Raw genomic sequence first — 24,486 nt, forward strand, 5'->3', positions numbered from 1 at the left:
CTGGCGAGCTCCCACAAGCCGTCCGGAACAATCCAACTCCACGTACCCCGCCCCATGAACGGACCAACGAGCGATCACCACATAGGACACCGTCTAAGTCCGTGCGGTCGGCGTCATCACCGTTGCCGTCAGCTCGGCCTCCCTGACCTGCTGGCGAGTCGGCCATGGCGGCGGTGAACGAAACAAGAGCGGATGGGTTCCCGCCAGTTAGCCGGTTTTGATCAATCAGTGGCTCGCCACTGACGCTGTTGGGCAGTATGCCGTCCTGGGGCATTGTCGGTTGAGGGAACCGGAGGGGGAACATGGCGATCAGAGTGCTGCCGGTGTCTGCGGAACAGTCGGAGCTGCTGGACGCGGTTATCGCTTTGGGTAACCGGTATACGAAGTATCTCGGGCTGCTCACGCCTCCTGCCTACCGTAAGCACGCCGAGGACGGCGGCCTGCTGGTGGCCGTGGATGACGAAGAGGTCGTCGGCTACGCGCTCTTCGGGCTGCCCAAGCGGAGTCTGTATGTGCGGCTGGCTCATTTGTGTGTGGCTGAGGAACACCGAGGTAAGGGTGTCGCTCGTGAGCTGATCGACGCGATCCGCGCGCGGCACGCTCATCGGCTCGGTATCCGTGCCAAGTGCCGGCGCGACTACGGGCTCAGCGGCATGTGGACAGCGCTGGGTTTCGTTCCCAAGGGTGAGAGCCTGGGGCGGGGCAAGGACAAGGAGACGCTGGACACGTGGTGGCTCGATCTGGGACACGAGGATCTGTTCGCCGAGGCCCAGAGTGATGCGCTTCTGGTGGTGACCGTCGATCATGGCGTGTTCGCCGGGCTGCGCGGTGCGGGAACGGAACGCGCCGTTGAGGAGTCCCGTGCTCTCGCGGCAGGATGGCTTGCCGACCTGATCGAGCTCGCGTTCACTCCGCAGCTTCTGCACGATGTGCGTGATGTCGAGGAGCGTGCGGCGCGCAATCATCAGCGTGCGGGGCTTGCCGAGTTGCGGTCACTGTCTCCCGACAGCGCTGCCGTGGCCATCCGCTTGGAGGAGCTGGCCGCGGCAGCGAGGAAGGAGCTGCCTGCTGTTCCCCTCGATGATCGGCAGCGTGCCCGCTTGCGCTACGTGGCCGAGACGTCGTGTGCCGGGCTCCAGGTGCTGGTGACGCGCGATCCCGCACTAGCGGCTCTAGCGGACATCGCCTGGGACGTCGCACGGGTCAAGGTCGTCTCCCCGGCGGTGGTCACGCTGCATGTGGACGAATTGCGCCAGGCCCAGGTGTACCGTCCTGCGGATCTCATGGGCACTGCCTTCTCCGCCGAGGAGATCGCGCCAGGCGGTGAAGGAGAGCTGGTCGCCTTCTTCGACCAGGCTGAGGGCGACCGTGGAACGGGCTTCGCGGAGCGGCTGAAAAGCCTCGCCAATGACGGGGTGCTGTGGCGCAGGGAGTTGCTCCGGGATGGAGAAGGGCACCCGGTGGCCCTTTACGTCTGGGCGATGGACGGCCGCACGTTGAACGTCGCGTTCCTCCGTACGGCGTCGCACCCGCTGGAGGAGACACTTGCACGGCAACTGCTGTTCATGCTCAAGCGCCTTGGCCGGGAGCGAGGGGCGCAGGCGGTCCGTATCACCGATCCGTTCCTGTCTCCGACGGCTATGGCGGCTGCCGGCGCCGACGGCTTCACCGAGGACGAGAGCGGCTTCACCGCGCTTCTGGTCGACGTCTGCGGACCTGCTGAAGCGGTCTCGGAGAAGGCTGCGGAGATCGCGGGGCGGATGAGGCGGTCGACGCCACGGCTGGATGCTCGTGTGTCGCCCGAGATCGCGAGCGTGGCCGAGCGGGTGTGGTGGCCGGCCAAACTGATCGACACGGCCCTCCCCTCCTTCATCGCGCCCATCAAGCCGCGCTGGTCCACGGAGCTCTTCGACGTTCCGGCCATGCTGGTTCCCCGTGACGACGTACTGGGCATCAACCGCGAGCATGTCTACTACCGCTCGTCCGGACACCGCGGAGAGAGCGTTCCCGCCCGAATCCTGTGGTACGTCAGTGAGGGGACTTCTGGGCAGCAGGGCAAGATGGTCATCGGCTGCTCGCGCCTCGACGAGGTGGTCATCGACGACCCCGACACCCTCTTCTCGCGATTCGAACACCTGGGCGTATATGGTCATGCCGAAGTGCGTGCCGCAGCCGATGTGTCGGGCAAGGCCATGGCGTTGAGGTTTTCGGACACGGAGATCTTTCCCGTACAGGTGACGCATGCACGAGTGACCGCGTTGGCCAAGGGGCTGGGGCTACGGTGGGTACCGCCAATGCAGCTGTCAAAGATCAGCAACGCGCTGTTCCAGGCCATGTACGAAGAGGGGCACCGAAAGACGTGAGTGATCCGGAGCGCGCGATGCTGCTGTCCGTCCACCCTAGGTTCGCCACGGCGATCCTGGCCGGAACAAAGACGGTCGAGGTCCGCCGACAGCGCGTCGCCGTCCTGCCTGGAACTCCAGTACTCCTCTATGCGACCGCGCCCACGATGGCCATCGTGGGCATGGCTCGGATCGCTTCTGTGCAAGTGGCCTCCCCGCGGGAGGTCTGGTCGGCCAGCCGCACGAGTGCCGGGATCAGTCGTCGCGAGTACGACGAGTACATGAGTGGAGCGACTCAGGCCAGCGGTCTGTTGCTCAAGGAACCGATCACCTTCGAGGACCCGGTAACGCTGGCCGCGCTGCGAGCCTCGGGACCGTTCCATCCACCGCAGAGCTACCGGTACTTGACCGGTGAAGATCTTCGGAAGGTTGCTGAGGCGGCACCGGTGACCGGGGCGGCCCTTCAGGGCGCATTGAAGGACCTGACGCCAGCCTAGGCCGAATACACCTGCTCAACATGCGGGAGAGGATGCGCTAACGTCAGGGCGCGCGCCCGCCTCCCTCGCCGACCTGACCCAGGCCCGGACGGCTTGACCAGCCGAATGTCAACGCCCGCCATCCGAATGGTCGGCCGAGCATCGACCCGGCTACCGCCCGAGCGCTGTTTCTCACCGCCGAGGCGACTGCCGACCCAGGCGGGTCGGGCGAGGGCTACTCACTGGTGCCGTGGGTCGCGTGGTTGAGGTGTGCACCAGACTAGTGCTTGGGAACCATCCTGCTCCACGGTGCACCCCGCTACAGTCAGCCAGATGCAGATGGACCAAACTTCGCAACTGCGAGTGGAGTTGACGAGGTGGCTGACTCAGGTACGCGAGGCCAGCGCACTGGGAACACACGAGTCGGACTGGCGGCCCCTCGCCGGCCTCCCGGCCTGGCCATGCGTGAGGAACTGTGTGTCCGCGCTGGCCCCGCCGGAAAGGCGCGACGACTTGTATGCCGCGGACGGTAGCCTGCGGGATGAAACTCTGCTGTACCTGAGCGGGCTGAGCCGAGTGGCCCACGCCGTCGGCCACGGTGCGGACATCGACGATGATCAGGTGGCGGCGCGCTTCTCTACTTTTTGCACTGCGCCCCGGCCGGCCTCTGAAGACTGGCTGTTCCTTGATGGCCAGGCCCCGGCCGGCACAGACATCCCGCTCGGTGAGTACACCCTCCGCACCCTCCGGCGTGACGAACTGCGACACCTGCGCCCGCCGCTGCACTCTATTACCGGCTCTGTTGAGGAAGCGCCCGCTGCCGAGAGCGTTCTGGACGGGGCGCTCGTCCTCCAACGCACGGTCAATGAAAGGGCGTTGGTCAATGGCTACCGCTTCCCTCTGATGGGGATGCACACCCGGCCCGAACTGCTGCACTGGCGACCGCTGCTGACCTTGCTGTTGTGGAGCAGCAACATGCTCCGTATGAACGCCTGGTTCATCGTCGAACGAGAACGCCGAGCAGACCTCCACGCTGGCACCGTGCCCGTGGTCCCCGACATCCACGTCGACGACACGGGTAGGGAGATTGAGTACGAGAGGCGTGACACCGGCCTGTGGCGGGTGACCAAGATGGACCTGCCACGGTTGAACGCATTCGCAACAGCCGTGGACGGGCTGATCAGCACGGTGCTGGCGGGTGCTGACCAGAAGAGCAAGAGGGCCAAGATGCGTGCCAGGCGTCTGCAACGAGCGAGCGAGCACCTGGTCCGTGCCGCACACCGGACCTACGGCAACGACTTCGTCTGGGAGGACGATGCCGATGAGGTCACACTGCACTATGTAATCGCCTTGGAGGCGCTCCTGGCGGATGAGGAACAAGCCGATCTCAGCCGCAAGGTGAAACAGCGCGCCGCGGCTCTGTGGATGACCGACAGCCACAGGCTCGCGGTCGCTCAGGTTGTGGGCAGGGCCTATGGGCGCCGCTCGAAGTACGCCCACGGTGACGACACTGGCGACGCCGACACAAAGGAATTGCACCAGTTGCGGCGCGTAGCCCACAGCACGCTGCTGCGCTGGCTGGTCACAACCGTGTCGACGGGGCCGGATCTCCCGCTGGAACTCGACAAGACCCTGCTGTCCGACGAGCTACGAACAAGCACGGTCACGGCCCCGTTGAGGTCGTTCTACGAGGCAACACCGCCGGTGCGACTGCCTGCGGATTTGCTGTCTTCCTGACGCTAGGAGGTCGGATCTGGCCTGGGCGATTCCCAGTCGGCTCCAGACGCATCCGGGCTGGTGCTCATACCGCCAGTCGCGACCTGACTGAAGTCTCGCCGCGACTGGCTGAGAGTAAGGCACATGTGCGGAAGGTGCCCGCCACACCTCCGCGCCGCCGCGTTTGCAGGCCATTTGTCGTGGTGGTGTGCTGGTGTGCCCGGCCTGTGTGTGACCGAGCACCGGTGGGCCCAGCAGGGGAGATCAGAAGATGTATTCCTCCATCAGGTCGGCTAGGTGCACGATTGCCGGCCAGGTGGTCGCGATGGTCGTGTGGGCGTGGAGGCGTCGCTGAGCATGGACGTACATGGCCCAGTCGGCCGGGTTGTCGCCGTCCTGGAGGAAAGCGGGCACGATCTCCAGCGAGTTGGGATTGGAGCAGGTCCAGGTGCGGTTGGCGGTCTGGGCCGGGTCGAGCTTGGTGAGGGTGAGGGGGGTCTGGTTCTGGTCGGAGCGTGGGTTAATGCCCCAAAAGGCGCGTTCCCCGACTTCGACCAGGCCGGAGAATCGTCCATGTCGGGTCACAGAGATCAGTTCGTCGGTGTCGTCGCCGGCGCTGACCATCTCCTGGGTGATGCCGAAGGCTCTGGGTACCGCAGAGCGGTCGCTGCGCTCGCGTAGCCGGATGATGCGCAGGCCCGGTTGGTCGCCAGGCTTGCGGCGGACTGGGTCCGCGTTGGGGGCTGTGATGTCGATGCCCGGCAGTACGAGCTGGTCGAAGGTGATGCGGCCGTCCTGTAGCCAGGGCCAGATGTTCTTGTCGCTCGTCCGGGCGCGGCGTACGAGCAGCAGGCGGTCGGCGGTGGAGTCCAGCGACAGCGCGTTGGTGAAGAAGTCGGCGAGGGCCGCGCGTGCGGTACGGGGTACGCGTCCGCGTCCGGCCGCGAGGGCTTCCGGCAGTGCGGTCAGCGGCATGGGGTGCTCGGCGGGGCTGCCGGCCGTCGTCATGAGCTGTGCCGTGGGTTCCTCGTGGGTGTGCTGTCGGATGAGCATCGGCACGAGCATCCGCTCGCCGGCCGGGGCAAGCCATACGGTGATCAGCTCGAAGGGGCCTTCGACGCCGGGTGGGGCGGGGAGTTTGGGCAGATGGCCCGCCTGGCGGAGGGCGTCCCGGAGAGCGGAAGTGGCGCGCTCGATGTCGGTCGTGGAGAAGTCGGTGCCGGGGAAGCGCTTGGCGAGGGTTGCTTTGCTGGGATTGGGGTTTGCTGGCGGGATGGGGCGCAGTCCCTGGACGTTGCGGCGGAGGCTTGGGAGCACCTTCTTGAAGAGGGGCTTGGGGTCGCGTTGGCGTGTGCGGGTGAAGTAGGCCGCGCCTTCCATCTCCACGATGCAGGCGATGGGATGGGCAAGGCGAGGGAATGCACGGGTGATTCGTTTGGTGCGTTCGGCCTCGCTGGCTTCGTAGGCGGCCCGCCGGGCTGCTGGGTCCGACTCGGTGGAGCGCGGCAGGCCGGCGGTGAGGTCTTGCGGGTCGCGGCGGTGGAGGGTGAGGTTGATCGGCCCGGTGAAGCTGGTGCGATCCGCTGTTGCGGTGGCGGGGGCCAGGTCGAGTTTGCTGGCGGCGGTCTGCAGGCATTGCCAGGTGCGGTCAGAGGACGCCCAGACTTCGATCTCGTACGTGGGGGATTCGGGCAGCTGCATCGGCAGGCGCGTCTTCGCACGGGTCCGCGCCTTGGGCGTGGGCGTCAGCGGGACCAGGCACTTGTTCTCCAGCTGTCGGGCGACCTGAGTGAGGACCTCCATATGGTCGCGGGGCTGGTAGCCGTGGCCGACGGGGTGCTCGTGGGTGGCACGAGTCGGCGGGGTGCCGTCCTGGTCCGGATGGCGGTAGGTCATGCCAGTGCTGTGGACGAGGTGGGCAGCGAAGGGCTGAGCAGCGGCGTTGCCCGGAGCGTTGCGCAGCTCATCGAGGCTGGGTGGCTCGTGGTGGGTGAGGCGGGCGAGGATGCTGGCGACGCCCGGCTGCCAGGTCCAGGAGCTGTCCTGTCCGCGCCGACGGATGGTGACGGAGCTCTGCAGGAGCATGGGACGTTCGCGGCGGTGGATGAAGCCTTCCTTGGCGGAGAGCAGGACGCTGGCGGTGGGGTCTCCGTTTCCGCGGCGGGGGATGTAGTCGACGGCGTTCGTCGCGAAGCGGGTCATACCCAGGTCGACGTGGAGGTGGACTTCGGGGACGCCGGGGACGGTTTCCAGGTGGAAGGTGAGGACGTCCACGCTGGCGCCGGCCGCGCCGTCTTCATCGATGAGGAGCTCGGGTTGGCCGAGGTGCAGGGTGCGGCGGCCGTCGGCTTGGGTGGGGCCGAGGCGGAGATCACGGTGGTGGCCCAGGAGCCGGAGTTCGGTGATGGTGAGGTGTTCGGCGACGAGGCTGGGCAGGAGTTCGAAGACGTGCGGTGGAGGGTCGGCGGTGCCGTTGGAGTGGAGGCCGTGCTGGGCCAGGTCGAGGTCTTCTGGGATCCATTCGAACTGGCCGGCGCCTTCAAGACGGCCGTACCAGTCGGTGTCCGGCACGTCGGGCGCGACGTGAGCGGAGGCCCATGCCGACAGCGCGATCAGCAGCAGGTCCGGGTCGATCTCGGTACGCGCGCGGAGCCAGGCCGGATGGCGTGGATCCCAGTGCACGGAGGTGATGTCCGGGTCGATAAGGGTGAGCAGGTCCCTCAGTGACTTGGTCGGCAGGTGGTCGGGTCCGTTGCGCGTTCGGCGGCCCGGGCGGGCTTCCCAGGCTGCTTGGAGAAGGCTGAGCATCCCCGGTGGGCAGGTCGCGCGGTAGCCCGTGACGGGCCAGCTGGCCCCGGGGGCGAAGGTGAGTACGGTGGCCTGGGTGGCGCGGTAGGCAGGCATCAGCGGTGACCCCAGTCGATGTTGTCGAGGAGATGGGAGGCCAGGCCCCAGCAGGCGTGGGCGAGTGCGTGGTCTAGGCGTTCTGCCGCGCTGGCGGTCGGGCCTGGATCGGTGAGCCAGCCGTGTAGGAGTTGCTGGGCGGCGACGATCACGCTCGTGCGCGGAGTATCGGCGGCGGTTTCGTCGAGCGTGGCGGTGCGGGGCGCGAAGGCGGCGTCGCAGAGGTACACCAGTACGGGTTCGTTACCGCGGATGCCGCGGCCGATCGTCTGGTGGAGCGGGACGAGGAAGTTGCCGACGAACGCCGCGTGTTCGACCGGGTCGGTGAGGCGGGAGAACAGCACCGGTTCTCCGACTCGCTGCTGCCAACGGCGGCGCTCGACGTAACGGAGTTTGCGCGCGAGGTCGACGGGATCGATCAAGGGGTCGGCCAGTTCAATAGGGTCGCGGAGGCGGCGCATCGCCTCTCGGCTGAGCAGGGAAAGTGGGAAGGTGGCGTCGTCGGCGGGCGGGTGGATGCGGGCCAGGTAGAACACAGCGCCGAGGGCGGCGACGCGGCGGGCGTTGAGGATGTTGTGGCCGCGTTGGACGGCTCCTTCGGCAGCAACCAGGATGTCGGCGCCGGACGCGGCAAACGTGGGCAGGCGGCGCCTTGGGATGCTGTGCCGGGTGGGCGGGTCGTCGTCGCGAATGACGTGCAGGGCCGTGTACGGCGTTTTGTGGTTGATGTAGTCGGCGACGGTCTGGGCGTCGCGAGTGCTCTGCACGGTGAACAGGACTTGCTGACGGTCGGGGGCCAAACGCAGACGGGCTTGCTGGAGCAGGGACTCGCGCGCACCGGGGGCTGGGTTGCAGATCCAGTCGGCGGCCGTGCACAGGGCGTGGGTGTGGAGGGCGGGGTTGCCGCCGGTGCCCGAGGTGAAGACGGGACGACCGTCGGGGTAGCGCGGCGGCCGGAAGAACATCTTGCTCTGCTTCAGCGCAGCCCTGGCCTTTTCCGGCTCTCGTAGTACCAGGTTCGGGGCGACGTCCAGGTGGAAGCGGGGCGAGGCGGGCATCCAGCTGGTGGCGGAGGCAAGGACGACATGTGGCCCCTCGATGCCCTCGGCCGTCAGGAGATCATGGAGGTGGTAGAGCAGCCAGCGGCCAACCCCGCGGAGCCACAGGATGCTGAACGATCCGCTGTCACCACCGGGGTTGGGCTGCCACTGAAGCGCCATCAGGTTCCCGGCAGCCTGTTCGGGCACGAACGGCATCAGGTCACGCGGCGGCTGTCGGCTCCAGAAGTCCTCCCCGTCGCCGATCGGGGAGGAGCTGATGGCGGGCAGCCGTTGGGCGACTTCGAAGAAGGACGTAGTGATCCGCGCGGCCCACACCCCGGCCTGCAGCAGTTGTGCCCACTCCGCCAGCGTGTCTCGGACATCCGCCTCGTCGATGGCGGGCTGGTGGGTGGTGATCCACGCCTCCGCGGCCTCCTGGGCCGAGACACGAGTGTCATGGGCTGCCGTCATCGCCTCGATCAGCTCCGCCCAGTTCGCCGCAGGAGCCTGGAACGGAGCGGAGAGCAGCGAGGCGAAGTTCTCTTCGAAATACTCGTCGGAGGCTTTTTCCAGTTCCGCCTTGTCCGTGAAGTCGGTTCGTTCACCAAGGCCGTGAAGGCTGCGGGCCAGGCGCCGCAGGAGGCTGTACCCGGTGAACGGTCCCTCGGCGATGACAGCTCGCAGGGCATCCGCATCCGGTGCGATGACCAGCCGGTACAGCTCGGTCAGGGCCTGATCGTGCCGACGGAAGTGCTTGTCGCTGGCCGTTACCTCCGGGTCGAGGAGGTCGAGGAACCAGGAGTGCTCAAGCCGCTGTCCGATTCGGTCCCCCACCCGGTGACTCCAGCCCCTGCCGGGCTGGGAAAGGATCTCGTGCAGTAGGAACCGGTCGTCGAACTGCTGCTGCACGGTGTCGGCTTCGTCCACGAGCAAGACGGACAGGTGGTGCTGGGCCGCTTCAGCGACGCGGACTTCGATCTGGGACTGCGGCATCCGCGTTGAGGCCAGTCCCGCTGCGGTCGTCACCCACACCTGTGCATCGGCAACCATGCGTGCCGCCGTATGCGACGGACACTGGGACAGAAGAGGGCAGTCCCGACGCCCGCTCTCGCCGGCCACGGTGAGCCGGCCTGTGCAGGGTCGCTCCTCACGTGGCAGCGGGGCCCGGTTGGCCCTACTGGTCAGCCGCAGCTCCTCCAAGTAGCACTGGTCGTCGGCGAACGCCGCGGCAGGGTCCAGACCCGTGGGGAAGGTCTTCTCGCCATCGTGGAGGAGCGAGCGCCAGAACCGGTCCTTGTGGACGCCTTCCCGGGTGCGTCCGAAGATGGGCACAGCCGCGATGCCCAGGGCTTGCAGGAAACTGACCTTGGCGAACACGTCGCTGCCGGAGGCAAGGACGAACCCGACCTTGCCGCCGCGGTGGGCGACGATGAAGGCGATCAGGTCCAGCAAGGTGGATTTACCACTGTTCATCAGGCCGACCACATGCCACAAGCGGTCGATGGTCATCCGCCACCGCTGGTCGCGGAGATGACCTTCGATCTGGTCGGCCAGCAGGGCTTCCATCTGTTCGAACCGTTTGACGAAGTCCCGGCTTTCGATCTCCGGATGGGCTTCCAGGATCTTGTCGATCTGTTCGGCAGCCCACCGGAAGTCCTCTCGTGTGAGGGCGATGGGCTCCTGGGCCCGGGGGGCCGCTGCGGGCAGCACTGCTGGAGCGGGCGCCGGGATAAGCGTCTCGGGGACGCGGATCTGTTCCCTGCTGCCGTCGGCCCGCTCGAAGAAGCACACCGAACCAGGCGGTGCCGGTCGGTACGGGGAGGTCGTCTGGTAGGGGGCGATCTTCTGCAGCGTCTGACGGTAGAGGTCATGTCGGCCCGCGGCGTACGGGGTGGACCGGTGTGTGAATACGGTCGACAACTCCGGCTTGTGGCCGGGCATGTCACAGGGTTCAAAGCCGCGTACCTGGGCCGGGAGCTTCACGTACTGATCGAGCTTCTCTCGCATGGTCCCGGTCTTGGCGAGCGGGCCCATCAGCTCCCGCAGAGTCCGGATCTGCGGGCCCAGGTCCTCATCCAGGCGCATGTATCCGGACAGCACCGGCCACAGCGCGCCGATGCCCCGGCCGGGCAGATGGTCGTCCAGGAAGGACAGACCTACCTCAAGGGCGCAGACTTCCCAGGGCCTGAGGGGGCCGAGGAGGGGGCGCACACTGTCGTCCGCCAATTCCTTGATCAGGGACTTGCTCCAGGCACGGGTGTCCCTCATCGCGTTCCTCCTGCCCGGCGCGCACGGACGGTGACCTGCCGCAAGAACGTCTTCTCGTCGAGGACCTCGACGCCGGTAACTCGGCCCTGCAGCTCGCGCTCGAGATCCGCGCAGTAGCCGGGAGTTCTGAGGCGGTGCATGGGGATGACGATGATGTGCCTCCGCGCCGGCACGCGGGGATCGCAGCGAAATCCTCGGGCGAGCAAGGCTGGGCTTGAGCAGTCCTTGGCGTCGACGGCCCAGCACTCCGCCTCTGCACCTGGCTCCTTGGCCTTGAACGTCACTGCCATATCCCACGCGTCCAGGCACGGCCAGTCTTCGACGCACAGGCATTCGTGGGCGATTTCTCTCACCTGGTCCAGCAGCCGGCCCTCCAGAAGTCCCGGGTCGTGGAAGAACTGGCGGGTTGCCCGGTGCTGTGTCCAATAGCCACCCAGACACGCCACTTCGTAGCGCTCTGCCACCCCCGTGCAGCCAGGAGTCCCACAACCAAGCGCCCTGTCATCCAATGGATTACGGCAGTCGGCACAGCGCCGCAGGCGAACCTTCCCCGGCGCCTGGACCGGGTGGTGAACGTAGGCGATGCGGACGAATTTCGCGAGGAACGAGTCATGGTCGGAGTCCGCTGCCGGTAGTTCCCGTGCCAGCGTCTGGACCTCGCGGTCGCTGAGCACCGGATGGTCGATCAGCAAGCGCCGCAGCCGACGGTAGACCTGCTGGACTGCACCGTCGTCCCCACCGTTCATCCGTGCACACAGCATCAGGACGGCGAAGACCTGATTCTGAACGAGTTCCGCCTCGACGTCAGCGTGCTGGACCAGGTCTGCCGCCTGCTCGGCGAATTCGGACAGGGAATCGCCCTCCAGCAGCACCGCTTCCAGATCGACTTCGGCTAGGGACAGCGGTACAGGCCACGATCCCAGCGGGCGACGGCACCAGTCGAACAGCTCCAAGTCGTTGCCAGGTCCATCCAACCTCAGTGCCTGCGCCTTCCACCACAGGCGACCCCGTGCATCACGCCAGGCACGCGGCAACGGCCCCGACCCGTCCGTGCCAGTAGCTTGAAGGCCGGCCCGCTGCCGTTCGAGGCGGATTTTCGCCAAGGCGGCACACAGCAGCTCCACTAGCAGGTAATCGTCCTGAGCGGTCCGCGGGTCTCTGTCGTCACCGGGGCTAGCGTCACGCGACGCAGGGACCGCAGCAGCCCCGTGGTCGTCATCTGGGGAGTTACCGTCAACCGATCGCCGCTGCGTATGGCCGTAGGAGGAGGCAGCGTCCTGAGTAACACTCATAGTCGATCGGTATACCGGAACCCACCGACAACGCACGCCTTTCATGTGAACAAGCGTTCAGTTACTCGACCATGAATTCGAATCAATGCGTGGTGCTGCGATAATCTCGTGGCGCCGCTACTACACGCCAGAAATCGAGAGGGAGCGGCTCTCCGCTATGCGGATGGTCATCAAGCCGGTTGCCGCAAGACTTGATGCCCTTGCTCTCGTCCGTGGCTTGACCGGGGATATTGGCGAAGAGATCCCGCTGGTGTTGTGCCAAGCCGGTCGGTGACTGGCCCCGCCTACGCGATGGTGCCGGGAGCAACCGCCTTGAGGCGGTTGCTCCCGGCACCATGGAGTTGATCAGATCTCGGTGGTGAGGCGCTCCAGTATTTCTGCTGCGCACTGCTCGGCGTTGCGGACGATCTGCCCGCCCCAGTAGGACAGAACCGTCCATCCATCGGCACGCATGGCGTCCCGCTTGGCCTTGTCCGATGCCTGTCGCTCCGGGGTGTGGTGGTGCTTCCAGCCGTCGCAGAAGACGGCGACTTTCTGGTCGGGCCAGGCGAAGTCGGCCACCGTGACGGGGCGAGGCGTTCCATCAGTGGAGCCACGGTCTCCCCAGTTGTACTGGGCGTGGCCGCGAGGTGCTCCGAGGGCCATCAACGCGATGGCCAGACGCCGCTCAATTGCGGACCGCGGGCGGCCGTGGAAAGCGTCCGTGTAGCCGGGCACCCGACGCCCGTCCACTGCCGGAGCATTGGCGAAGCGACGCAGGAAGTCTGCGGCCACATGACGGTCGAGCAGGTCTTCTTCCAACTGGTTGCCGTAGGAGCGCAGGCAGGCGTAGCAGGAGCGCTCGCACGAACAGCCCTCCAGCACTGGGACTAGGGCGGCGGCCACTTCACCGAAGCGGGCGGCGAGCTGGCGCAGGTAGCCGGCGCCGCCGGGCACGTCTTCGTACAGAACCGCGAGTCGGAAGGTGGCCTCGTCGCTTTCCGGATCGGGTCGAGGCCAGTCGAAGCCCGCGACTTCGTCGTCGCCAGCCTGGAGCATGACGCGGCAGCCAAGATCCAGGGCGGCGCGGATGCTCGCGAGGAACTCCTCGAGCCGGTCCGGGCGGATGTCGAGTGCCTCTAGGTCGGGGAGGACCTGCAGACAGTCGACGCGGCGGTCGACCTGCAGAATGCTGTATTCGAGCCGCTGGTTACTGCAGATCTTGTCGTGGAACTGCTTGCGGTCTCGTTGAGCGCGGGTCGGGGTGGGGCCCGGGATCGCGTCGAACCACAAGCCGCACCCGGTGCAGATGACGAAGCGCTCGCTGGTGGTCTGGGTTCTGGTAATGCGCCCGCGGTTGAGGACGGTCAGATCCGCACCGCGCTCCCACTGCAGTACCAGGCCCTCGCGTTCGAAGAGGTAGGTCTCGGCGGTGTTGGGGGCGCCGAGGTGGTGGGTGACTTCGAAGGGAGATCGGGAACGGTGCTCTTCATCGGCGGAGATCCGCTGTCGGCGTGAGGCGCGCATGGCGCGCATCGGCACGCTGAGCTGAGGGCTCAGGTCGTCGCTGTCGCAGGACAGGCAGTGCGCGCTGGTCGGGGCGTTCACGGTGTCGCAGCGGTTGCACAGGTTGATGTGGTCGAGAGCGCCGATGCCGTCGGAGTTGATCAGGTTGGCGCGGCGGAAGTCGACTTGGTCAACGAGCCACTTGTCGCCGCGGGCGTACACGAGCTGCCCAGGGGCGTAGTCCTTCAGTGCCTGGACGGAGTCCTGGGACAGCTCAGCAGTCTCGCGTTCAAGCGCAAGGCTGGTGGTGTCGGTGGGGAAGGCGTAGGACGGAAGGAAGCCAACGGAGCTGAGGTAGGACAGCACGTACGCGCGGTTGCGGTCGCCGCTGCGCATGGCCTCAAGACTGGCGTTGATGCTGGTGAGTGCGCGGGAGGCTTCCTTGTTTCCCGGCTTGCTGGCGGCCTGCATCCACTCTTCCAGCAGACCCTTTTGGCGGATGCGGTAGGGCTCGACGTGTGCGTTGAGGTCGTCGATCCAGGAGTCGACCACCTCGTATGCCCAGTTTTCGGTGAGCCAGGTCAGATCGCCCTCGGCGAGGCCGAGGCGGAAGGCGGCGAGGATCTGGGTCGCAATGCGGTCGCGTCTTTCGGCGAGGGCGGTCTTGACTTCGTCTATGCCGTGGAGGTTCCCGTCCGTGTCCTCGGTTACCAGGCCCCGCATCCACTGGGGGAGGTTCTGTCCGCACAGCTCCAGTGCCATGGCTCGGGCGTGGCGTTTGAGCACACGCTGGTTGTCCAGCAGGAACGCCGGCGGGCGGATGGCACCGCGGATCATCTCCACCGGCCGCGCATAGTAGTAGCTGTCGTGGGGCATGCCGCCGGCGAAGGTGACGACGAGCGCGACCCGCTCCTCCCGTCGCCCGGCTCGGCCGGCGCGTTGGGCGTAGTTACTCGGACGCGGAGGCACGTTTCGCAGGATGACGGCGAGGAGCTGGCCCAGGTCCACGCCCAGCTCCAGTGTCATGGTGCAGACCAGCAGGTTGAGATCGCCCTCTTTGAACCGCTCCTCAATCTGCTCGCGGTCCTCCAGCGGCACCTGCCCAGAGTGCTCCTCGGCCTTGATGACCAAGGGCGCATCGCTTGCGGCCAGCAACCGCTCGTGGTCATCGGGGTCGCCATGCCACGGTTCCATGCTGCCCTTGCAGTTGAACGTCGCGCACCTGTTCTGCGGCGAAGGACCAGGCTGCACGGCCCGGCAGGCACGGCACCGGTAAGTGGTCTCGCTGGCGGGCTTGATCTCCACAGCCTGGGGCGGAACCTGCCGCAGCACGACCCGCTGTCGGCCGCTGCCCACCTGGGTGCCCTTCAGCAGCTCGTGCTCGGACAGCACGTCGACGGCCTTGCGTACGCCCCGCTCGATCGCATCGGAGCTGGTCACGCTTGGGAAAGCGGTCCGTACCAGACGTCCGGCCGCGCCCTTGGAGCTCATGGCTAGGGGATTGGCACCCGGCACTCTGATGTTGGTCTCGCCGTAGCCAGTGACGGACTGTCCCAACCCCATGGTGGCGCCAGCCTCGACGAGCTCGGCCTCCGTCTTGGCGTCCAGGCGCTTTTGGAGCAGGTCATGGCCGAGCCCACCGCGGGTGCGCACAAGATCTAGCATGCGGGCCAGAAGCCAGCGAGCCGCGGCGGTGTTCGCGCCCAACGTGTCGGTGAGCGGCTTGAGTGCTTCATCGCTCAGCGCTTCCAGGCCCGGATAACCGATCGTGACCAGCCCGAGGCGCTCCAGGGTCGGTGGCCGGCGCTCATCACTGGCGAGTTCCCCGAGTAGATCCCACTCGCACACGCGCAGAGCCCGACGGCGGGCGTCCTTGCCCGCCGGGTCTTCGTAGAGACCGGAGTCCTGGCCGCGCCGGAAGACGTCCTCGACAAGGCTGTTGAAGCTCGCGGGTGGCTCCTCCTTACGGACGCGGTCAGACACACTCTCCACGATCAGGCGGCGCACCTGCACGGCCCGGGATCGGTCGCGCAGGTAGCCTGCCTGGAACGCGGTGTCCTGCCGCGAGTCGGCGAAGATCAGCAGGCGTCGTAGCATTTCGTCATCGCTTTGCGCTGCCAGCCCCGTGTGCAGGCTGAACGCGGCAGCAGTGACCGCGGCGGCAGTACGCGCGGTGAACTCCTGCACAGCGCCATGCGAGCGGAGGTACCCGCACACTGGGCATCGCGTGAGCGGCCGATCGGGCTCTGGCACAGCGACAATGACCTCACGGGTCGCGGCTCCGCACCCGAGGCACGTCGCACCGTTGGCGTCCTTGCCGCAGCTCGTGCACCGGCGCGCCGGGTACCAGTTCCGGTCACCGGTCTGAGGAACCTGCAAAGGTTCATCGGCCGTCAGACGGCGGGCCACATAGCGAGCGACCGGACCGTCGGGGTCATCCCGCTCCAGGTCGTAGTCCTGACCACAGCCCAGGCACACCCCCAAGGGCGTTGTGACCTTGGCGCCACAGCCGTCGTGGCTGCACGTTGTTGCACCGTCCAGCAACAGATGCTCGGATTCCCCGGCACAGCGCACCGGAGTGGGCAGGCTCCGCAGGAACAGGTGGACCTTGGCTTCTAGGACAGGCGGGCCTTCCGGGGTGTGGGTGTCCGCCCCGAGCAGCAGCCAGCCAGCTACTTCGTCTTCTAGTGCTGCCCGGTCTGCGCCCTGCCGCTGCGGCAGACTCGCGAGAAGATCCATCAGCTCATCAACCGTGCTGGGCTCGGACAGGTGCGACCGCAGCAAATCCAGCACCGGACTTGCCTGTGGATCGCCCAGCACGGCCCGCAGCCGTGACGTGTTACCGCCGTCGGCGAGGGCCTGGCGAAGCTGGTCGCGGTCCGGTGCCGGGCCGATCAGGTCCACATCCGGCTCGGGCTGGGGCACGGCCGTCTCTTCAATGATGCTGTCCACATCGAACGGGGCGGCGAACAAGCTGCTCGCGAACTCGGCGGTGCGCTGCAGGTCGACGGCGTGGTCGCCTCCCGCGCTCACCGTCGCGGACAGGCCAACACAGATCAACCCCTCATCGGCGACATGACCGCGAAGCCGCCGCACAAGGCCGGCGATCTCGGTGCCAAGCGCGCCCTGGTAGGTGTGGATCTCGTCCAAGATCAGATGGCGCAGCACGCCGTTCCGGAAGAGCTCCCGATCCTCCCGGCGCGTCAGGATGTACTCCAGCATGGAGTAGTTGGTAAGCAGGATGTCCGGGGGCATCTCCTGCATACGAGTCCGGTCGTGCGTAGGCGTCGCGCCCGTGTAGACCCCGTAGGTCAGACCCAGCGCCTCGCAGGCCGCCTTGATCCGGTCCTCCTGGTCGTTGACCAGGGCATTCATCGGGTACAGCGCAATCGCCTTCACCCCGGGACGGTGCCTGTTCTCGTAGGCATGCGCGATAACTGGGATGAGAAAGGACTCCGTCTTACCCGAACCGGTACCGGTGGCCACCAACGTGTTCAGGCCCTGTCGGATCCGGGTCACCGCAGTCACCTGATGCGTGAAGAGTCGCTCGACCCGAGGGAAGGCGGTCGTGACCTCAGGCGGCAAGCCGATGCTCGCCGCGAGGTCGGACAACGTAGCATCCAACTGGAAGCGCGGCTGGACAGACAGGTACGGGCCGCGCCACAGCAACGCCTCGTCATCCACCAGCCGCTCCAGGCGGGACCGCAGCCCAGAGTCGGCGATGGGATAGGTGGTCCAGGTGAACCGCCGGTAGTCCTCACGCAACCGATCAGCCAGCTCCAGCGGATTCATCTCTTGCCCCTCCTGCACCCGTTGTTGATCACCAGTCGAACCGCGGGCGCTCCCGAACAGGGAGAGCCCGCCTACGACTTGGATTGAGCGTAGTGCCGAGTACTGACAACGCGTGCCGCGCGGGCGGTCAAGATCAGCCAGCCAGGCGCGCGAAGTGCTCGCGGACGAGGGCCTTGTACTCCTCGCTGGGCCGTACCGGACTGCCATCGGAGTCTGCGCTCTGCCGGAAGTCAGCCAGGATCAGCTCCAGCTGCGACGCAGACAGCCCGTAGAGGTGGGCGACTCGGGCGTCGAGCTCAGCTCGTAGAGCTTTTTCCTCTTCCTTCGTTAGGCCGCCGCAATCGACACCCAGGGCTTCGGCCAACTCATTGAATTCGGCGGTACGGCATGTGAGGCGGCCAGAGAGCCGTACGACTTCTGCACCCGGCCCCTCGTCAAGGGGCACATCCGGCACGGGCAGCGTCGAGATGATGGCCTTGCTGACGGTGGTCGATACCTTCCTCCGCGCAATGAAGTCCACTGTCAAACTATTGAGAAGGGCAGCCGCGAAGACCATAGCTTCCGAGCTGAGCACCGTGCGATAGCCATTAGCGGCATGATCGAAGACGGACCGATAGAAGAAATGCATCTCGGTGACCGCCGTTTCCGGAGGCACGATGGCAGCAATTAGGGTTCGCTCATCATTGGAACGAGCCTTTTTTCTCAAGCACAGCCTGTAAGAGTCGGCAGGGACTTCCAGTGTTTCCCGTCGGGGTCCGGTAGTCCTGAGGAAGAGTTCTCCGCGTGAGCGAGTCAAGGACCGAACGTCCTTCTTCTTCGCGCGCTTTCTTGCCCGTCCTACGAGTGCGGACTCGCCGATTCCCTCCTTGAGTCGATTGACGGGCTCCGCGAAATCATGAACGTATTGATGAATATCCTTGCCGTCCCGCATGGGAATTCCGGTACCGCTCGGGGAGAAAGCGGAACGGTCGTCGGAAATGTTGAACTCACGCCCCCATTCGATCTGCCACCTGCCAATCGGCATGGCGTCCAAGAAGAGAGGACGATCCTTGTAAATCGACTCCATCAACTGAAGCAGGCCGGGGTCTCGGGCATCCGGCACTGCAAGTGATTCGGGGTCAAGGGCCTCAAGTGTCGCTCGTGAGATGGGAAGGCTGCGACGCTCCAGGTCCAAGAGGTGTTCCAACTCCGACACGTTCGAGGTGAACGGAAGGGGATCCGTGTGACCGCCACGGCCCGCGACGAGGAGGATGAACTGCTCTCTCCGGTCGATCGGGAAGATGCCGTTGGTGTTGTCGCACAGGACGAATCTGTCGATGTCAAAGTGGTCCAACAGTTCACGGCGGTGGTCAGCCGTGGACACGTCCGAGGCGACTCCGGAGTCAATTACCAAGCCGATGCGCCCAGACGGGGACAGCAAGGAGATTTCCCGCTCAAGGAAGGTGCGGTAATAATTGAATGCGATACCATGAGAATATAGCATTCGATACAAGCCGGACGACTTGATGAATGCCTTAATTCCGTCAAGTCTCGCGTTCTCGGATTCCCTGGCTTGTCGAATTTCCGGCCGATCGTCCAGTTCTTGCTGGCGGGCGGTGCGCTCGGTTGCCTTTTTCAGCAGCGCATAAGACGGGTCGAACTGGCCATAGAACTCGGCTGCCTTGAATGCGATGCCTTCCCACGGGGGGTTTCCGATTATGGCGTCGAAGCCTGCATTCGGGCGCCGCTCTCCGTTCGTGTCGAAGAACACCTCGGGAAACTCGATCTCCCAGTGGAACGGGCGGATCTTTGTGCGAACCTGTTTTGGTAGGGCTGCCAAGTGGCGCTGAAGGGGATCTCCGCGCTTGATGGCGTCATGCGCGGCGAGCCACAGTCCACTATTCCCTTTGAGTTCGTCCGAGAAGAAGAAGGGGGCCACCCACCAGTCGCCGAGCGCCTGTAGCCTCGTGAAGTCGTCACCTTCAAGAAGCCGCTCGAAACGCTTCTCCTTCGCTCGTACCTGGAGGCGGTCTTCTGAGGGGCTAGACGCTAGCGCTTGACGCACGCGCACGACCGAGGCGAGATCGGGTTCCTCCACTGTGAACAGCGCATCTTGCAAGTCACTCGCTGTGGCAGAGGCGCGTTGAGCGCGCCCTCCTTGCGCTGGCACAGGGACGCCTGACCAGCTCCCGATCTCGGCCCCGACGACTGCATTACCGCAGCGGAGGTGCGCATCGAGGAAGGATAGGGGCTTTCCTGCTGCCGCTGTGGTGAGCCAGAGGGATACCTTGGCAAGCTCGACCGCCATCGGGTTGAGGTCGACGCCGTAGATGCAGCGTTCGACGATAAGGCGGCGATAGGTGGCGCGCTCAGCGTCGTCCAACTTGTGGTCGAGTAGTTCGCCTTCTCGGGCAAGGGCTTCACCGTAAGCCTCGGTCAACTGGTGCACAGCCGGGACGAGGAAGGCACCCGATCCCATGGCGGGGTCACAGATCTGCAGGTTGAGAATGTCTTCGGGAGCGGCGTCCTGGATCAGGGGCCGGAGGGTCTCGCCAACGACGAAGTGAGCCAGCGGACGAGCCGTGTAGTAGGAGCCAGAGCCCTTGCGCTGACCGCTGGCTTCGAAGAGGTAGAAGGTGCCAGGGCCGTAGGTTTCTAGGATCTCGGCGCCCGCGGGCAGCTGCTCGGCGTCGAGTACCTGCACGATGGCCGACTGTCCTCGTCCAATGCGGGCAAGAGCCTTGGGGGAGTCGGCGATCTGAGGCTCGAATGAGAGCAGCCCTTCGTAAATGCTCCCCAGCTGTTCGACGCCAAGCTCGCGGTAGTTGACTACTCGTCGTCCCATGGCTGTTTTGCTCGTGGGGCGTTCGGCCTCGGTCCAAGAGAGGGCGTCGATCGCGTCTCGGACGAAGATGTCGCCGACGGTCATGGCCGGGTCGTCGAGCAGCGGGCACTTGGCTGGGTCGAAGAGGCCCCCGTTGAAGCCGGTGATCTGGAGCTCGCCAGCGTCGATGCCGTCACGAAGCAGGGACCACGACGCTTGGAGAGAGTTCCACAGAAGACCGCCATCGGGTGCCCAACCGGTGTCGGTGAGGATCTCCCGCCGGAGGCCGCGCAGGGAGTAGCCCCGGTCGTATGAGGGGGTGCCGACGGGAAGGAGGCCCCGGTCCTCTGCGTAGGCTACGAACAGCAGCCGGTACGCGATCTTGAGGGCGTCGGCGAAGAGGTCGCGTGGCTCGGGGACGGGCTGCTGGTGTTGCCGCCAGTGGTGGAGAGCGCCGTTGGCGATGGCGCTGATGGCGGTGCGCACGCCGCCGGAAAGATTTTCACTAACGGCGGTGGCGGTGTCGGAGCTGGCGTCCTCCACCCGCTTCCACAGGATTTCGCCGGTGGAGTCGGCGACGAAGGCTTCGGGTCGCAACAGGGCCCACAGAACACGCCATTCGTGGTCATCACCGAGTTCAGCTAGGCCGACGAGATCCACTGAGAGGTAGCTGGCTTCCCCGCCGAGTCCGGGATCGCGTCTGATCACACGCAGTTCGCTCCCGTTACTGAGCAGGACGGCGGGTAGCCGGTGCTCGCGTGCGCACACTTCGGCCTGACGCTGGGGCCGCAGCTTGCCTGCGCGGCGGCCTGTGGGTGAGGCGTCCAGGTGCTGCCCGGGCGGGGTGATCAGCACGGAGACAAGATCGGTAGAACCGGGTTGGCCATCGGAAGCACTGGCGCGGCCGGGGACGGGTTCATCTATGGTCGGGAGGCTGCCGGCAAAGCTCCAACCGAAGCACGATAGCCAGGTGAGCATGCGCTTGCGGGTGTCCCCCGTAGTGCTGGTCTCGTCGATATCGGCGACCAGGCGCCGCAGCTCACGCTTGGCGTGACGGATGCCATCTGCCGCGTCGTCGGCTCCGACCCGGTCGTGTTGTTCGCGCAGGAAGAGCGCCGGGTCTGAAAGGTAGTACGTGGACAGAGTGGTGCCAGCGACGGTGATATTCAGCATGCCGGCACCTCCACGCACACGATGCACCCGACTGCTTCACTGGGGGTGACATCGGCGACCTGGTAGCCGCGGCTGAGAGTCTTGCGGCGTCGGCCAAACTCGTCGTCGACGGCGGCTCGGGCTTCTTCGAGGGTGTGGAAGGCACCGTGTCCGGTGTCAGCGAAGAGGCCGAACTGGACACTGTCACCCGCGCTCGTGGCGAAGCGTCTTTCGGCCTCGGCGAGTTCTGCCGCGTGCCAGCGGTCAAGGTCGGCGTGTAGGCGTTGAGATTGGGCGCTCAATTGTTCTCGCATGACTTCGGCGCGGACGGCGATTCGACGAGAGGCTTCTTGCTGCCCGAGGAGGGCGGCGGTGTCGAAACCAGGAGCCAGTTCCTGACGGGCCTTGTCGATGATGTCGAGGCTGCCCGAGGGCGCGGGGCGCTGGCGCAGGCGGCGCAGGTCTGCGGTCGGGTCCTGGCTGGGCGCGGCGGGTGTGCCATCGGCATTGCGAGGGACGAAGACGGGTACCAGCGGCTCTTCCAGGACACGGCCGTCGTCGGAGGTGATTCGGGCGACGTAGGTGAACAGCCACCCGGCATGGCCCACAGCCACGGGTCGCACGGCGACGCGGTTGGCGGCGCGCTCGTCATAAAGGCGGGTGCGGACGCGCTGCAGGACTGCCCGTACCAGGGGGTGGGCTGGCGTGAGGAAGGCAATTCCGTGGTGCTCAGGCTCAAGGGCGACGGAGCGGCTGAAGGTGGCCTGAAATGCCTCTTGAGGGACGAGCGGATACTGCTTGAGGAGAGGTCCAGGCTCGATGGTCACGATGTCACCGTTGCCCGAAACAGAGCCGCCGCACTGCCTCACCACGGAGGCCACCAGTTGCCGGAACTCGTCGAAGTCCGGTAGGAGCCAGCGGGCCTGTTCGAGGGCGGCCGTGGTCTCGCCCTCGACCTGCTTCTCGTTCTTCATGCTTTGCATAAGCACGAGGGCACCGCTGCGCTCGAGGTAGTCACGGACCTGCTGGACTGCCCGTTCCAGGCGTTGTTCCAGTTCTTCAGCGTCGATGTCTTCCAGGAGACCATCGATCACGTCGCTTCGGCCGGCGACGCCCAGGACGTCGCTGCTGGAGCCGAGCTGCTTGGTGATGGTGGAAAGCTTGTCACGTAGCCGCTGAAGGATTTCCTCGTCACGAGTCTCGGCCAGATAGAGGTAGCTGATCTCGACGACGTGCGGCTGGCCATAGCGGTCGACGCGGCCGTTGCGCTGTTCCAACCGGTTTGGGTTCCATGGCAGTTCGTAGTGAACCACAACGTGGCAGGCGTCCTGCAGGTTGAGCCCTTCGCCAGCGGCATCGGTGGCCAGCAGGATTGCTCCGGGCATGGCGGAAAACTTCTCCAGCACTTCGCGACGCTTTGCCAGCGGGATGGAGCCGTCGATCCGCAGCAACGGCCCGTGGCCCAGGTTTTTCTCCAGGTAGTCCAGTGTGTCGCGGTACTCGGTGAAGAGGATGACCCTCTCCCCCCGCCGCCCGGCGCGGAAGCCCTCCAGCCAGCCCTGTAGGCGGGTGAGCTTGCTGTCATCGCCGGGGCTGAGAGCCTCGACCATGTCCAGGAGCCTGCCGACCAGGCGCTGCTCCTCGCGCAGATGATCCTCTGGGAGATGAGCGGCCACGCCCTCCAGTGCCAGTTCCTCGGCGGCCCGCAGGTCTGCTTCCGGAAGTGCGGTGTCCCCGCGGTATTGCTGCAGTACGTCCATGCGCTGCCGACCGACATGATCGACCGGCGTGATGCCGAGACTCTCCGCTCGCCGGCGCAGGCTCTGCAGGAGCGCGTAGGGGCTGGACAGGGCGCGCTTGCGCAGCACCTCCAGGGCGAATGCCTGCACGTAATAGGAGTCCGTGCCGCGCAGGGCGTGCAGCGTGCGCTTGCTGTGCCCGCGCAGCCGCTGGTGGATCTCCTTCTCTCGGCTGGTTGGGCGGACCTCGATGGGCTGCGGTGGAAGGCGTCGGCTGATGGGCTGTGGCGGTTCGCCGCGGGTGACGTCGTCCTTGAGTCGACGCACGATGTAGGGCTGGACCAATTCTGGATCCAGCCGCCCGTCATCGGCGGCCAGGTGCGGAGACAGGAGCTGGAGCAGGCTGGCGAAAGACTCCTGGTACCCGTTATGCGGCGTGGCCGACAGCAGGACCAGCTCTCGGCTGTGGTCGGCCAGTGCGCGGGCCAGTCGGCTGCGGTCGGTGGCGCTGGAGCGCCCCTCTCCCGCGTATGCACGGGCGACGTGATGGGCCTCGTCGATGATCACCACGTCGAACGGGGGCGCGGCATGAATGGCCCCGACGTTGTTCTTCAGGTAGTCGATCGATGACACCGCGTACGGGATGGCGGTCCATGGACTGACCGTGGTCGGATTGTCCCGGCGGACCTCCAGCCACTTCTTGCTATCGACCTTGGCGAAGTCGAGGTTGAAGCGGAAACGCATCTCCTCGACCCACTGGTCTTGGAGTCCTGCCGGGCAGGCGATCAGTACGCGGTCCGCGCGGCCACGGCGGGCCAGCTCCATCAGCAAGAGGCCGGCCTCGATGGTCTTGCCCAGACCGACATCATCCGCCACCAGCAGGCGTACGCGCGGCTGACGCATGCCGACGAGGACGGGCACCAGCTGGTAGGGCTCCACATCGATCCGGCCGTGCTCGACCGCCAGAAGGTCTCCGCGGCCGTGGGCCATAGTGAGGGCCAGCGCGTCATGCAGTTCGTTAAGCAGGACGGCGTTACCTGGCTCGAAGCGTAGCTTGGTCGGCGCCTCCAGGCTGATTGTCGGTTCCCTACTGGCAAGCACCGTCAGATGGCGTGGCCCGGGGCGCTCATCGGCCCGGCGTAGATCAAGGAATGTCTCGCTGCCTGCGCCGCGGACAGCCTCGACCTCCCACACGCGATCTCGGAGCCGTACCCGCATCCCGCGCTCGTACATGACTGACGTGTCTCCCTACCTGCTGATGAGCAGGTAGAAGGCTACCTGGACCTACATCGCAGGGAGACAGATCAGGTAATCAGGTCTCGCGGGGTAGCGCGGCATCATAGTCCCACCCCACAGTGCGGTTCCGGGCCTGGCGAAAGATAGGGGATCTGTGCAGGACGTCCGCGACTGTTGTTGAGGTGGCAGAGTGGCTGCAGCGGCAGAGTGCTGAATGTGGATGAGATATGGAGCAAGGGGC

At 65.9% G+C, this 24,486-nt stretch carries 9 protein-coding genes; 3 read left to right on the top strand and 6 right to left on the bottom strand.

Annotation, left to right across the window (positions count from 1 at the left end):
- The first annotated feature begins 302 nt into the window (after window positions 1–302).
- From ABTZ58_RS00005 to ABTZ58_RS00015, 3 genes are all read left to right on the top strand, one after another.
- Window positions 303–2,363 (top strand): GNAT family N-acetyltransferase, encoded by a 2,061-nt coding sequence (locus ABTZ58_RS00005; protein ID WP_351348400.1) that lies wholly within the window; start codon window positions 303–305, stop codon window positions 2,361–2,363.
- A complete protein-coding gene (locus ABTZ58_RS00010; protein WP_345576891.1) occupies window positions 2,360–2,839 on the top strand; it encodes an ASCH domain-containing protein in 480 nt (159 codons plus the stop codon). The genes ABTZ58_RS00005 and ABTZ58_RS00010 overlap by 4 nt, the downstream gene beginning before the upstream one ends.
- A gap of 456 nt (window positions 2,840–3,295) precedes the next feature.
- Window positions 3,296–4,555, top strand: coding sequence for a hypothetical protein (locus tag ABTZ58_RS00015; RefSeq protein WP_351348403.1), 1,260 nt, complete (start codon window positions 3,296–3,298; stop codon window positions 4,553–4,555).
- Window positions 4,556–4,798: 243 nt separating this feature from the next.
- On the opposite strand, the gene ABTZ58_RS00020 is transcribed toward ABTZ58_RS00015, so the two are convergent.
- From ABTZ58_RS00020 to ABTZ58_RS00045, 6 genes are all read right to left on the bottom strand, one after another.
- Complete coding sequence (locus tag ABTZ58_RS00020; RefSeq protein WP_351348406.1) at window positions 4,799–7,438, bottom strand: pPIWI_RE module domain-containing protein; 2,640 nt, start codon at window positions 7,436–7,438, stop codon at window positions 4,799–4,801.
- Window positions 7,438–10,704 (bottom strand): pPIWI_RE_Z domain-containing protein, encoded by a 3,267-nt coding sequence (locus ABTZ58_RS00025; RefSeq protein WP_351348409.1) that lies wholly within the window; start codon window positions 10,702–10,704, stop codon window positions 7,438–7,440. Before ABTZ58_RS00025 ends, ABTZ58_RS00020 begins: the two co-directional genes overlap by 1 nt.
- A 38-nt stretch (window positions 10,705–10,742) precedes the next feature.
- Window positions 10,743–12,083: a restriction endonuclease-related protein gene (locus ABTZ58_RS00030; protein ID WP_351348412.1), complete on the bottom strand. Its 1,341-nt coding sequence runs from the start codon at window positions 12,081–12,083 to the stop codon at window positions 10,743–10,745.
- A 300-nt stretch (window positions 12,084–12,383) separates the two neighbouring features.
- Window positions 12,384–17,315: a DEAD/DEAH box helicase family protein gene (locus tag ABTZ58_RS00035; protein ID WP_351348415.1), complete on the bottom strand. Its 4,932-nt coding sequence runs from the start codon at window positions 17,313–17,315 to the stop codon at window positions 12,384–12,386.
- Window positions 17,316–17,448: 133 nt separating this feature from the next.
- Window positions 17,449–21,291: an Eco57I restriction-modification methylase domain-containing protein gene (locus ABTZ58_RS00040; RefSeq protein WP_351348418.1), complete on the bottom strand. Its 3,843-nt coding sequence runs from the start codon at window positions 21,289–21,291 to the stop codon at window positions 17,449–17,451.
- Window positions 21,285–24,242, bottom strand: coding sequence for a helicase-related protein (locus tag ABTZ58_RS00045; RefSeq protein ID WP_351348421.1), 2,958 nt, complete (start codon window positions 24,240–24,242; stop codon window positions 21,285–21,287). Before ABTZ58_RS00045 ends, ABTZ58_RS00040 begins: the two co-directional genes overlap by 7 nt.
- Between the last annotated feature and the right edge of the window lie 244 nt (window positions 24,243–24,486).

Origin of the sequence: Streptomyces sp. NPDC094143, from assembly GCF_040303825.1 — a bacterium.
GTDB lineage: Bacteria > Actinomycetota > Actinomycetes > Streptomycetales > Streptomycetaceae > Streptomyces.

Bases quoted from the DNA above. Each gene is read 5' to 3' on its own strand.
- ABTZ58_RS00045 (WP_351348421.1), bottom strand. From the start codon at position 24,242: ATGTACGAGCGCGGGATGCGGGTACGGCTCCGAGATCGCGTGTGGGAG.
- ABTZ58_RS00005 (WP_351348400.1), top strand. From the start codon at position 303: ATGGCGATCAGAGTGCTGCCGGTGTCTGCGGAACAGTCGGAGCTGCTG.
- ABTZ58_RS00020 (WP_351348406.1), bottom strand. From the start codon at position 7,438: ATGCCTGCCTACCGCGCCACCCAGGCCACCGTACTCACCTTCGCCCCC.
- ABTZ58_RS00040 (WP_351348418.1), bottom strand. From the start codon at position 21,291: ATGCTGAATATCACCGTCGCTGGCACCACTCTGTCCACGTACTACCTT.
- ABTZ58_RS00035 (WP_351348415.1), bottom strand. From the start codon at position 17,315: ATGAATCCGCTGGAGCTGGCTGATCGGTTGCGTGAGGACTACCGGCGG.
- ABTZ58_RS00030 (WP_351348412.1), bottom strand. From the start codon at position 12,083: ATGAAAGGCGTGCGTTGTCGGTGGGTTCCGGTATACCGATCGACTATG.